We start from the raw sequence: 12,432 nt of genomic DNA, 5'->3' as shown, positions 1-12,432 counted from the left end.
ACTCCTTTGGTTTATCTTTCGGAGTTACTTTTGTTTCAGCCATTTTTTGGATAAGCGTTACTCTTTTTCTAGTTGATTGATTTTTTCTTCTTCCGGTGTCACGATGATCGTTTTTTGATTCTCATAAATGACAAATCCTGGTTTTGCTCCATTTGGTTTACGGATATGTTTGACTTGAACAAGGTCAACAGGTACCTGAGCCGAGTGACGATATTTTGAGAAGTATGCGGCTAATTCGGCAGCTTGTGTGATTGTTTCATCTGTGGGTCGATCACTTTTGATAATAACGTGTGAACCTGGGATATTTTTTGCATGGAGCCAATAATCCGTCTTTTTCGCCGTTTTCATCGTTAACTGATCATTTTGTAAATTGTTTTTCCCAACCAGGATCAATGTGCCATCTGAAGAACGGTATTGATCGGGTTGCGAAGGTTTTTTTCGTTTTTGTTTTTTTTGTGTCTTCTTTTTTAGATAACCTTCAGCTGTTAATTCTTCTTTGATTACTTCGATATCCATTGGTCCAGCAATCTCTAATTGAGAGAGGACAGATTCTAAGTAATCGATCTCGCTTTTGGCTTCTTTGATTTGCTGGCCGATCAACTTGACTGCATTTTTCAGTTTTTGATAGCGATGGAAGTACTTTTGTGCATTTTGATTAGGCGAGAGTGCAGGATCAAGTTTGATTTTGATCGGTTGGTCTTCTTCATAATAGTTAGGTAGCGTTACTTCTGTTGCGCCTCTTGGAACCTGTGTCATAAAGGTTGTCAACAACTCGCCGTTTCTACGATAACTTTCCGCATTCTCAGAATCTTTCAGCGTTTGTTCTCGTTTTTTAAGTTTATTTTTGTTTCGTTTCAATTCATTCTCGATTTTTCGGATCAATTCGCCACCTTGTTGCTTTGCACGATCTTTTTCAGCTTTGTCATGATAAAAAGCATCAAGCAATGTACTGAGGGTGTCGTATGTTTCTTCAGAAGTGGCTGACTTTGCGAAATAGTCGTAGGCGATGGGTGTGAAATAATCTTTATTTTCCACTTCATAATAATGAGGAGCTAGTTCCTTCTCTACAGCGGAAAAAAACGTTTGCCAAACGAGCATTTTTTCATTTGGTCGTTCTGCTAAACGTGCGACTAGTTCCTGTGCGGTATCAAAACCAAGTCCTTGGAATTGTTGCTGGAGCGCTTTTGGTGAAAGCTCGATTTGTGAGAGACGATGAAAGATTTTTTCGTTGTCTGCACTAAAAGGATCAAGTTGTTCTTGCTCGGGAGGTGAAACGTACTCAACCCCAGGAAGCAATGAACGGTAGGTATTGTGAGAGCTTCCTATGTGTTTGATCGCATCTAAGATTTTACCTGTTTCTTTATTGACCAAGACGATCGTACTGTGACGACCCATCAATTCAACAATCAACACAATATTTTGTAGGTCTCCAAGTTCATCTCGTTTAGAAAAATGGAAATGGATCACTCGATCATTATCGATTTGTTCGATTGCTTCTAAAATTGCACCATCTAAATATTTTCGAAGCATCATGACAAAATTAGGCGGATTGTCGGGATTTTGATAGTCGATTTGTGTGATTTGCACGCGTGCATAACTAGGATGCGCGGACAATAACAAGCGATGATTTTTACCGCGTGAGCGGATAACTAAAATGATTTCATTTTCATAAGGCTGGTGGATCTTGGAGATTCGACCAGACAGTAGAGTTTCACGCAATTCATTGACCATTGCATGGGTAAATACTCCATCGAAGGACATGGTTCATTCCTCATTTCTTTTCATAAGTAGTTCTATTATAACGAAAAAAAAGCAGAAAGACCAATTTGCAAAGTGTGGGCATAAAAAGCGAGATTCTCTAAACAAAATGGAGGAAGAGTAAAAAAAGTAAAGGTTTCTTTTCATATCTTGGCAGTTTTTAGCTATAATAAAAGAAAAGATGAAAAGAAGGTGACAGTGGCTTGGCGATGATTGAAGAATTGGGCAAAAGAATCAAGGCAAGTTATACTCATTTTGCTGCAGATTTCGCAGAGAATCCAACAACATATTTTACCCGAGTACTGTTGGTATTGTTTTTTTCTGGGATGCTTACCATCATGATGTTTGTTTTTCCAGAAAAAATCAGAGAGGAACAAATCGATAGTTTAGTCTATGCAGATATCACATCTACCAAACTGCAACCTTTAGTTTTAAGTGACGCTTCCAAGACGATTGCTGAAAATAAAGCAATTTCTGTGATGTTCTGTGTACCAAAGGGTAAGCAATATGAAACGTTATTGGCAATTTTTAATGATCCAAAAGAAATGGAAGAATTGAATCGGCCGATTTATTTTTATCCGCTTATTTACGATATAAAGGAAACGGAACAAAAATATAAGATCAATCAGGAGAAACCCACGGTGATCTTTTTTAAAGACGGTAAAGAAGCAAATCGCTTGACGATAGAAAAAAAGGACAATCAAGTAAAGTTAGCACAAGAAATGATTCCAGAATTGAACCGACTTCCGTTAGCAAATATCAAAAAACTAGAGGATGAAATGGCGAAATCAGAGTCCGCCTCGACAAAAATAACAGAGGATCAAACAAATACAACCACTCGCTCAACTGATGATAATTGAGAAGAGCAAAAATAAAATTGTAAAAAGTAGTTGACGTATAGGATAAATTCGATTAGACTAATATCAATTATTAAGGAAAGGGTGATCCACAATGAACTTATCAAACCAATTTTTAGCAGTAACGAATCAAGCTTGGCGTAACTGGCGTAGATAAGTTGTATTGATGGCGAACTTTTACCGTAGATACAACTTTTTAGAGTACAAATCTAAAATTTGTATCTATGCTAGACAAGAAATTTGACTACCGCATAGATAACGTCTATGCGGTTTTTTGTATGTAAAAAGACAATTGCCGTCTAGGTAATTGTCTTTTTTTCGTAAGTTCGTATGTAAACCAATCTTGAATAATTAGTCATTAAGGAGTCCATGGGGGGAAAGAAAATGAAAAATAAGCGATTGATAACAGTAGTAGCACTTATAATGATTTATTTAGTCGGAACATTCATTTATGAAAAAATAAATGATTCTTCCACAGAATCAGCAGAAAAAACAACAAAAACAACAGTAGTTGGGGTATTACAATATGTGAGCCACCCAGCATTAGACGAGATTTATCGAGGAATCAAAGATGGATTGAAGCAGTCGGGCCTTGAAGAAGGAAAAAATCTGGAAATCAAGTTCCAAAACGGTCAAGCAGATCAAAGCAAACTAGCAACGATGAGTCAACAACTGGTTCAAGCGGACCCTGATGTATTAGTTGGGATCGCGACACCAGCAGCGCAATCCTTAGCGAATGTGACGACAAAGATTCCGTTAGTATTAGGTGCTGTGACCGATCCCGTGGGCGCAGGGTTAGTGAAATCCCTTGATAAACCAGGTGGAAACATCACAGGTGTATCGGATCAACCCCCTGTAGAAGCACAAATCAAATTGGCATCAGAAATTTTACCTAATGCGAAAAAAATCGGGATTCTTTACGCCTCTTCCGAAGATAACTCAAAATATCAAGTGAGCCAAGCAGAAGCAGCGGCTAAAAAAGAAGGATTGACTTCTGTAAAATATGCTGTTCCATCAACAAATGAAATTGCTCAGACAGTCCAAGTGATGAGTCAACAAGTCGACTTCATCTATGTTCCGTTAGACAATACGATTGCGAACGCTATGCAGACCGTAGTGAAGGAAGCCAACAAATCAAAAATACCAGTTATTCCATCTGTTGATACGATGGTTGAACAAGGTGGATTAGCAACAATCGGCATCAACCAATATGATTTAGGCGTACAAAGTGGAAAAATGGCAGCAACGTTAGCAACAGGTAAAGAAAAACCAGCATCAACACCTGTTTACGTTTTTGATAAAGGCGATACGATCATCAACGAAAAACAAGCGGAACTCTTAGGGATAACGATCCCAGATAAATTAAAGAAAAATGCGAAAATCGTTTCGAGTGACACAACAGAAACGTCAACAAAGGAGGATGAAAAATGATCGTATCAGCAATTTCACAAGGGATGTTATGGGCAATTTTAGGTCTGGGGATTTTCATGACGTATCGAATTCTTGATTTCCCTGATATGACAACAGAAGGTTCATTTCCACTAGGCGGAGCAGTTTGTGTAACAGCAATCACTTATGGAGTCACACCGATTTTAGCAACGATTCTAGGCGTACTTGCAGGTATGGTTGCCGGATTGGTCACAGGTCTTCTTTATACAAAAGGAAAGATTCCAGTAATCCTTGCAGGGATTCTAGTGATGTCAGGTTTGAATTCAGTCATTCTCTTTGTGATGAAAACACCTAATCTATCATTGTTGAATCATCCGATTTTACAAGATACATTTAAAGGACTACACTTGCCAGATTATTTCGACACTGTTTTACTAGGCTTGATTGCTTTAGGTATTTTGATCAGTGTTTTACTCTTCTTTTTCAATACAGATTTAGGTCAAGGTTATATTGCAACTGGGGATAATGAAACAATGGCACGTTCACTGGGAATCAAGACTGATCGCATGAAGATCTTAGGATTGACACTATCGAATGGCGTGATTGCATTATCAGGTGCATTGATTGCCCAAAATGATGGTTATGCGGATGTCAATAAAGGGATTGGCGTGATCGTGATTGGTTTAGCTTCTATCATTATTGGCGAAGTGATTTTCCAAGAATTGACATTAGCAGAGCGTCTGATTGCTATTGTGGTCGGCAGCATCATCTATCAGCTGTTGATCTTGATCGTTATCAAACTTGGATTTGACACGACATACTTAAAACTATTCTCAGCAATCATCTTAGCAATTTGTTTGATGATTCCACAAATGAAGAAAGCTTTGAATCTTAAAACTGGATTCGAAAAGGAGGTCTAGTTATGACAGCAATCATCACGATCAAAAATGGAAAAAAAGTAGTTAGTAATGGGATGCATGAAGAAAAAATATTACTAGAAGATATCAATTTGACAATCAATGAAGGAGACTTCATCACGGTACTTGGTGGAAACGGTGCAGGAAAAAGTACACTTTTCAATACCATCGCAGGCACGTTGGAACTCAGCCAAGGGACGATTTCTTTTAAAGATCAGCTGATTACCAAATACCCAGAAGAAAAACGAGCTGCTTTTCTCTCACGTGTTTTTCAAGATCCAAAGATGGGGACTGCTCCTCGAATGACCGTTGCTGAAAATTTATTGCTTGCTCAAAATAGAGGAAAAAAGCGAAAATTCCGTTTGCGCAATTTAAAGAACCAAAAAGAACAATTCTTCAAATTATGTCAAGAGGTAGGAAATGGATTGGAACAACATCTTGATACCCCGGCTGGAGAGCTTTCAGGCGGGCAACGTCAAGCATTGAGCCTTTTGATGGCAACTATTGAAGCTCCTGAATTGTTGTTATTAGATGAACATACCGCTGCACTTGATCCTAAAACAGCGAAACAGCTGATGACACTAACAAATGAACGTATCACGGGACAAAAGTTGACTTGTTTGATGATCACTCACCGTATGGAAGATGCGTTGAATTACGGGAATCGCTTGATCGTGTTACAAAAGGGACGTATCGTTAAAGATTTGACGAAAGAGGAAAAAGCACAACTTTCCATGAGCGACTTATTACAATTCTTTGAAGAAGTATTAGACTAATTACTTTTATTTAGTTGATAGGCAGTACGTCAAGTCATCTGAACTTTGACTTTCTTAGAGTACAGATGTGTGCTACCTTATATAATTTTACCTGAAATGATTCACTGCCATCCATGTCTTCGTACTCCTCATGCGAACGATGACATCTGATGGCAGTTTTTATAAAAGGAGGAACATCATGATTTCTGGAAAAACAAAATTGGCCGGGTTTTTTGCTTCACCTGCTTCACATAGTTTATCGCCAATGATGCACAATACATCTTTTGAAGCCTGTGGTGTCGATGCCATCTATTTGGCTTTTGATGTCGATCAAGAAAGTCTTGAACAGGCGGTGGCAAGTATCCGCACATTTTCTATGCTAGGTGTCAATGTTTCGATGCCAAACAAAACAGCAGTGATTGATTATTTAGATGAATTAAGTCCTGAAGCTAAATTGATTGGAGCAGTGAATACTATCGTGAATCGCGAAGGTCGCTTGACTGGTTATAATACGGATGGGATGGGCTTTGTACGTTCTGTAAAAGAAACTGGGCATTCAATCGAAAATCGCAAAATCACTGTTCTTGGAGCCGGTGGCGCTGCAAAAGCAATCATTGTCCAAATGGCCTTAGAAGGCGCGCGGGAAATCGTTGTTTATAAACGAAAAAATGCGACTTTTCTATCTTTGAAGAGTTATTTCGATCAGGTCGCAGCTCAAACTGGATGTCTGATCCGTGTGTGGGATTATGCGGATGAAGGTCAGCTTGGTAAAGATCTCGCGTCATCGGATGTATTAGTGAATGCGACGGATATCGGGATGGGGACAAAAAAAGACAGTTTACCAATTGCGAATGTCGGATTGTTACATGCTGATCTAGCGGTATTTGATTTGATCTATTCTCCTAAAGAAACAAGACTGCTTCAAGAAGCAAAGAAGGTTGGTGCGAAAGGATACAATGGTTTAGGGATGCTGATCCATCAAGGGGCGATTGCGTTTGAACTCTGGACACAAAAAGAAATGCCAGTACAGTTAGTGAGAGAAAAAATCGAGGGAAGATAAATGATTATTGTAATGAAGAAATCTGCAACCAATAGTGAAGTGCGCAAGGTCATTGAACGAGTCGAAAAAGAAGGACTAACTGTCCAAGTGAACCAGTTAGAGGAACAACAAGTCCTTGGATTAGTTGGAGATACACGGTTGATCCAAGATGTAGCTTTTCTACGTTATGAAGGAGTAGAAAATGTAGAACGGATCACGAATACGTATAAGTTAACTTCTCGTATCTTTCATCCTCAAGATACAGTCGTGGATGTCAATGGTGTGAAAATCGGGGCTGGAAATTTTGTAACGATGGCAGGCCCTTGTTCCATTGAAGGTTTAGAGCAGATACGGGAAACGGCGAAAATGGCCCAAAAAGGTGGTGCGCAGATTTTACGGGGTGGCGCATTTAAACCGAGAACTTCTCCTTATGCTTTTCAAGGTCTAGGAGAAGAAGGACTCCGCTACATTCGCCAAGCAGCAGATGAATGTGGGATGCAGGTGATCACAGAAGTCATGGATGAAGGTCATATCGATATGGTAGCGCACTACAGCGATATTTTACAGATAGGTGCACGTAATATGCAGAATTTTCGCTTATTAGAAGCAGCCGGGAAAACGGGCAAGCCGATTGGATTGAAACGTGGCATCTCTGGAACCATTGATGAATGGTTGAATGCCGCTGAGTATATTGCTGTTCAGGGAAATCAAAAAATCATTTTTATCGAACGGGGTATTCGGACATATGAAACAGCTACAAGGAATACTTTCGATCTTAGCGCAGTCCCAGTCATCAAAAAATTAAGTCATTTTCCAATCATCGTGGATCCTAGTCATGGGACAGGCGTGTGGGACCTCGTTTCCCCAATGGCTAGAGCTGGAGTTGCAAGTGGAGCAGACGGCATGATCGTTGAGATCCATCCTGACCCGCTTCATGCTTGGTCAGATGGCCCGCAATCATTGAATGAAAAACATTATCTACGGATGATGAAGGAAGTCAAGATCATGACAGACGCCATGAAAAAAATCAAAGAAGAGAATGCTTAGAACTGATTTCGTTATTTTTTATTAAATTGTTGTCATTTTCAGTGTTTTTGATTCCTTGATATCGTATTCTTTAATTATATATGAAACAAGGAGGAACGAACATGAGTCGGATGGATCGCTATAAGAACATCCATAAAAAAGCAAAACCTCTTAAAGACGATTCAAGCAGTATCTTTAGAAGAGAACGAAAAAAAGAAAAGTATGTTGAACAAGATGATGCTACACGTATCTATCAAAATCATCAGGAATCTTCCAACAGGTTTGATGAGAAAGAGGCGGTACATCAGCGGCAATCAACACCCTACACCTATCAAAAAGCAACTGAACAAGAGGAGTCTACTTTTAAGAAAAAAGGCTTCTTCCACCGTAACAAAGGGATAAAACCACCGAAACAACGAAAAAAACATTCCTGGAAAAGAATCGTACTAGGAATCATTTTCTTTCTTCTTATTTACTCGATTGGTTCGTTCTTTGTTGGCAAGTTTGTTGCAGAACATGATAAAAGTCTTGAAAGTGCAACGACGGAAACTTTTAATGGTGTCCAATCTTCGAGTGGGGCCCATAATATCTTGATCCTAGGTAGCGATACGCGAGGAGAAGATGCTGGACGGGCAGATACGATCATGGTCTTACAATTAGATGGACCTGCCCACAAACCTAAACTGATTTCCTTTATGAGAGATAGTTTTGTGACGATCCCCGGCGTCGGGCAAAACAAGATCAATTCTGCTTATGCTTATGGTGGCGCAGATCTTGTAAGACAGACACTCAAAGAAAACTTTGGGCTCGACTGTCAGTATTACGCAAAAGTGGATTTCAAATCTTTTGAGAAAGTGATCGATGCACTGTTTATGACCGGTGTTAAAATCGATGCGGAAAAAGATCTAAATCTTGATGGAGTGGATATCAAAAAAGGAGTCCAAAAAATGGATGGACACGTCCTTCTTCAGTATGCTCGTTTCAGAATGGATGAAGAAGGGGACTTTGGTCGAGTAAGAAGACAACAGCAAGTAATGAATGCTATTTTTAGTCAGTTGAAAAATCCATTGAATCTTATTCGTGCGCCTTATGCGGCTGGTAAAGCAATCGGCTATACGTCAACAGATGTTACTGCGCTGTTCATTGCCAAAAATCTTTTTTCGATTGCTCGTGGAGCAGGAGGGATCGATCGATTAAGTGTTCCTGTAGACGGTTCTTGGAATTACGGAAATAGCGAGTATGCAGGAAGTATTTTAGTCATTGATAATGAGGCAAATAAATCGGCAATCAGTGAATTTTTAAGTAAATAAAGCAAAATCGTTTATACGAATTGAGCGGATGAGATGAAAGTGATGGTTACTTTTGTCTCGTCCGCTTGTTTTAATGATAGCTAAGAAATCAAATCATCTCAACGATAGAAAATGTAACTCAAAAAAGAGGTTCAGCAAGCTGATTTTTGAGAACTGGCTATACTTAGTCGATTTCAGACTATTCGGTTTTATTTTTAGGGGATTGGAAAGAGTGGACTACCTTTTTTCACAAGAAAACGATTTTCTTATTGTCAGATGCGAATGTTTGTTCCATAATAAAGAAGTCTGAAAAAAGGCAGAGATAACGGAGGGAGAAGCAATGAAAACAGTCATTCTAGCTGAAAAGCCTTCTCAAGCAAAAGCATATGCTGAAACGTTCAAGCAAAGGAAACGTCATCCAGGGTATTACGAAATCGCTGATCCTTTGTTCACTGGTGAAGTTACGATCACTTACGGATTCGGTCATCTAGTCGATATGTTGCCTCCTGGTGCTTACGAAGAGCGTTGGGCGAAATGGTCTTTGACGAACTTACCGATTTTCCCCGAGGAATTTCGCTATGAAGTACCTGCGGATAAACGTGAGCAATTCTCAATCGTAAAAAGAGAGCTTCAATCTGCAGATACGATCATCATTGCAACTGATGGGGATCGTGAAGGAGAAACAATTGCTTGGTCGATCATCATACAGGCAAAAGCATTCACGAAAGAAAAGAAATACCTTCGTTTATGGATCAATTCGCTGGAAAAAGAAGCGATTTATGAAGGATTCAAGCAACTTAGGCCGGGGGAGCATTATTTCTCTAAGTATAAAGAAGCAAAAGCAAGACAAAATGCGGATTGGCTGATTGGTATGAATGGCAGTCCTTTATATAGCTTGTTACTGCAACAAAAAGGGATCGATGGCAGTTTTTCTTTAGGGCGTGTCCAAACCCCAACGCTTTATATGATCTATCAACTGCAAGAAGCAATCAGAAATTTCAAAAAAGAACCTTATTTTGAAAGTGAAGCGAAAATCGTTTCTAAAAATGGACGATTCATTGGGAAGATGGACCCGAAGAAAAGCTTCAAGACATCAGAAGAGTTAGTGAAAGAAATCGAACGGTTAGGGGCACATCTAGGGAAACAGCCTGGGAAAATCTTAGACGTATCAAAAAAAGAGAAACAGCTCAGCAGTCCACGTTTATTTTCTCTATCAAGTTTGCAGTCGAAAATGAATCAGTTGATGAAAGCAAGCGCAAAAGCGACTCTCGATGCTGTCCAAGGATTATATGAAAGCAAATTTTTAAGTTATCCTAGAACAGATTCTTTTTACATCACAGAAAATGAACACCAGTATTTAGTAAGAAACCTTGACAAGTACAAAACATTTTTAGGTATCGAAAATGTTCCAACGCCCGATACTTATGCGAAGAAAAGGTATGTTGATGCGAAGAAAGTGCAAGAGCACCATGCAATCATTCCAACGAAGACGATTCCTTCAAAGGAACGTTTCGCTAAATTATCTCGTTTGCAACAAGCAATCTATCTTCAAGTCGTACGAACTACGATCGCCATGTTTGCTGAAAACTACATCTATGAAGAAACAGTTATTCAGACAGGCGTAGAAAATTTACGATTGAAAAGTACTGGTAGAATTCCTGTCAAAAAAGGGTGGCAGGCTATTTTAGAAACAAAAAATAAAAAGAAAGACCTCCAACAATTGCCAGCAGTTGAAAAAGATGAAGTCGTTGAAGTTGATTTGGCGAGTATCGAAAAAGAAACACAACCGCCTAAACCTTACAACGAAGGTACGCTGATCACTGCCATGAAAACAGCGGGAAAAACGCTGGACGACGAAGAGGCACAAGAAATATTGAAAGAAGTAGAGGGGATCGGTACAGAGGCCACCCGAGCCAATATCATCGAAAATTTAAAGCAGCGTCACTATATTGAAGTCAACAAGAATGAAATCACGGTGACTGCCAAAGGGATTACCTTGTGCAAAGCCGTAACAGGTGAGCCGCTATTGACCAGTGCAGAGATGACAGCCCGCTGGGAAGGTTATCTCAGAAAAATCGGAAATCGCGAAGGAACTCCAGAAGTATTCCTTGAAAATATCAAAAAATTCATTCTTCATTTATTGGAATCTGTTCCAAAACAAATCGAAAAAGTCGACTTGTCTAAAGAAATCACTGGCACAAGACAAATCAAAGCAATGGAGAAGAAAAATGACCAGTTGGGACATTGCCCTAAGTGCAAACAAGGAATCATCATGTTGTATCCTAAAGTGGCAACTTGTACAAATCCAGCTTGCGAATTTAAACTATGGCCAACGATCGCGAAAAAGAAATTGACCAAAACAAATTTGCGAGAGTTATTGTCTAAAGGGAAAACTAGCAAAGTCATCAAAGGTTTTACAGGCAAAAAAGGCAAATTTGATGCTGTGTTAGTGTTGAAAGATGATCTCACGATCGGTTTTTCATTTCCTTGGATGGACAAAACAGGAGACACAAAAAAAGAGACTTAAAGTGATTCACATTCAGATAGTACGTAAAAGCCGCACTACCAATACACGAGCAAATAAAATCATTAGGGAAATAAGGAGTTTTACCATTTGAAAAAAGTTCATTCATTTTTAAACTATTTTATGGGAGCAATCATGATCGTTGCTATCTATCAAGCATTACTTAAATACCCAGAGTATGGGACAAAATTATTGTCGATCAAACAAGATCCTACAGCTTATTCTCCAACATTGATTTTATCTACTTTGACAGCAATAGCAAAAGGCGCTACTTATTTTTTACACAAGACAAGTAGTATGCTGAAACGTAAAAAACAGCGCAAACAGTTGATCATGGTGGTTATCGCGATGGTCATCATCTATTTCTTACCTGTTCTAACACAACTGTTCCATCAATACATCTGATTATTGACTTGAGGTCGAGACAAAAGTCGTTTAGGTTTGAGAAATTGGAGAGAAAACCGGCTCTTTGTCAAATGATGTTGATAAAGAGAAATCTTAGAATAATTTGGACAGAACAGAAAGAAAAAACCTTCTTTCTGTTCTGTTTATTTGGGCTCTTTGTCAAATCGCGTTGGTGGGACAAACAGTTAAGGAAAATTGTCAACAGATAACTGGGAGAACTGCAAAAAAGAATTAATCCTGACTCATTCATCCTTGTCAAAATGAGTCGATTTTCTAATTGTTTACTTGCTATATCAATAGATTTGGGAGATAAAATGCATACCCTCCGTTGATACTCAAGTTTCCATCTTTTATTCAGAAAGTTGGTAGAGAGATCAAAATTTTTATCACTTTTTGCGCATTTTACAGTTGACTCTAATATAAGCTAAAATCTATTTTTTGACGTACGCTATAATTGGTTTACGAACAATTGT

The 12,432-nt window shown here is 38.9% G+C and carries 10 protein-coding genes; 9 read left to right on the top strand and 1 reads right to left on the bottom strand.

Annotated features, from left to right (window positions below):
* Positions 1–57: 57 nt before the first annotated feature.
* Positions 58–1,761, bottom strand: coding sequence for a fibronectin-binding protein EfbA (efbA, locus tag FGQ66_RS06090; RefSeq protein ID WP_138302012.1), 1,704 nt, complete (start codon positions 1,759–1,761; stop codon positions 58–60).
* A 206-nt stretch (positions 1,762–1,967) separates the two neighbouring features.
* On the opposite strand from efbA, the gene FGQ66_RS06085 reads away from it, so the two are divergent.
* From FGQ66_RS06085 to FGQ66_RS06045, 9 genes are all read left to right on the top strand, one after another.
* On the top strand, positions 1,968–2,618 hold the full coding sequence (locus tag FGQ66_RS06085; protein ID WP_375811103.1) for a hypothetical protein: 651 nt from the start codon (positions 1,968–1,970) through the stop codon (positions 2,616–2,618).
* A 381-nt stretch (positions 2,619–2,999) separates the two neighbouring features.
* Positions 3,000–4,046: a tryptophan ABC transporter substrate-binding protein gene (gene trpX, locus FGQ66_RS06080; RefSeq protein WP_025479863.1), complete on the top strand. Its 1,047-nt coding sequence runs from the start codon at positions 3,000–3,002 to the stop codon at positions 4,044–4,046.
* Positions 4,043–4,924, top strand: a complete 882-nt coding sequence (locus FGQ66_RS06075) for an ABC transporter permease (RefSeq protein ID WP_005876043.1) — start codon at positions 4,043–4,045, stop codon at positions 4,922–4,924. Before trpX ends, FGQ66_RS06075 begins: the two co-directional genes overlap by 4 nt.
* 2 nt (positions 4,925–4,926) lie before the next feature.
* Positions 4,927–5,697 carry an ABC transporter ATP-binding protein gene (locus FGQ66_RS06070; protein WP_005876041.1) on the top strand — a complete coding sequence of 257 codons (771 nt, stop codon included), beginning with the start codon at positions 4,927–4,929 and terminating at the stop codon, positions 5,695–5,697.
* A 178-nt stretch (positions 5,698–5,875) separates the two neighbouring features.
* Positions 5,876–6,736, top strand: coding sequence for a shikimate dehydrogenase (locus tag FGQ66_RS06065; RefSeq protein WP_138302010.1), 861 nt, complete (start codon positions 5,876–5,878; stop codon positions 6,734–6,736).
* Positions 6,737–7,762, top strand: coding sequence for a 3-deoxy-7-phosphoheptulonate synthase (gene aroF / locus FGQ66_RS06060; protein WP_113845561.1), 1,026 nt, complete (start codon positions 6,737–6,739; stop codon positions 7,760–7,762).
* 101 nt (positions 7,763–7,863) lie between these two features.
* Positions 7,864–9,051, top strand: coding sequence for an LCP family protein (locus FGQ66_RS06055; protein WP_113845562.1), 1,188 nt, complete (start codon positions 7,864–7,866; stop codon positions 9,049–9,051).
* 319 nt (positions 9,052–9,370) lie between these two features.
* On the top strand, positions 9,371–11,557 hold the full coding sequence (locus FGQ66_RS06050; protein ID WP_138302009.1) for a type IA DNA topoisomerase: 2,187 nt from the start codon (positions 9,371–9,373) through the stop codon (positions 11,555–11,557).
* A gap of 87 nt (positions 11,558–11,644) precedes the next feature.
* Positions 11,645–11,959, top strand: coding sequence for a hypothetical protein (locus FGQ66_RS06045; protein ID WP_005876031.1), 315 nt, complete (start codon positions 11,645–11,647; stop codon positions 11,957–11,959).
* Positions 11,960–12,432 lie beyond the last annotated feature (473 nt).

This window comes from Enterococcus sp. BSD2780061688st2 D3 (assembly GCF_005844145.1).
GTDB lineage: Bacteria > Bacillota > Bacilli > Lactobacillales > Enterococcaceae > Enterococcus_B > Enterococcus_B durans.
This window is presented reverse-complemented; position numbering and strand designations above follow the sequence as displayed.

What these genes read in the sequence shown, in the direction of transcription:
- FGQ66_RS06055 (WP_113845562.1), top strand. Translation starts at nt 7,864, where the DNA reads ATGAGTCGGATGGATCGCTATAAGAACATCCATAAAAAAGCAAAACCT.
- FGQ66_RS06050 (WP_138302009.1), top strand. Translation starts at nt 9,371, where the DNA reads ATGAAAACAGTCATTCTAGCTGAAAAGCCTTCTCAAGCAAAAGCATAT.
- aroF (WP_113845561.1), top strand. Translation starts at nt 6,737, where the DNA reads ATGATTATTGTAATGAAGAAATCTGCAACCAATAGTGAAGTGCGCAAG.
- efbA (WP_138302012.1), bottom strand. Translation starts at nt 1,761, where the DNA reads ATGTCCTTCGATGGAGTATTTACCCATGCAATGGTCAATGAATTGCGT.
- FGQ66_RS06085 (WP_375811103.1), top strand. Translation starts at nt 1,968, where the DNA reads ATGATTGAAGAATTGGGCAAAAGAATCAAGGCAAGTTATACTCATTTT.
- FGQ66_RS06070 (WP_005876041.1), top strand. Translation starts at nt 4,927, where the DNA reads ATGACAGCAATCATCACGATCAAAAATGGAAAAAAAGTAGTTAGTAAT.
- FGQ66_RS06065 (WP_138302010.1), top strand. Translation starts at nt 5,876, where the DNA reads ATGATTTCTGGAAAAACAAAATTGGCCGGGTTTTTTGCTTCACCTGCT.
- trpX (WP_025479863.1), top strand. Translation starts at nt 3,000, where the DNA reads ATGAAAAATAAGCGATTGATAACAGTAGTAGCACTTATAATGATTTAT.
- FGQ66_RS06075 (WP_005876043.1), top strand. Translation starts at nt 4,043, where the DNA reads ATGATCGTATCAGCAATTTCACAAGGGATGTTATGGGCAATTTTAGGT.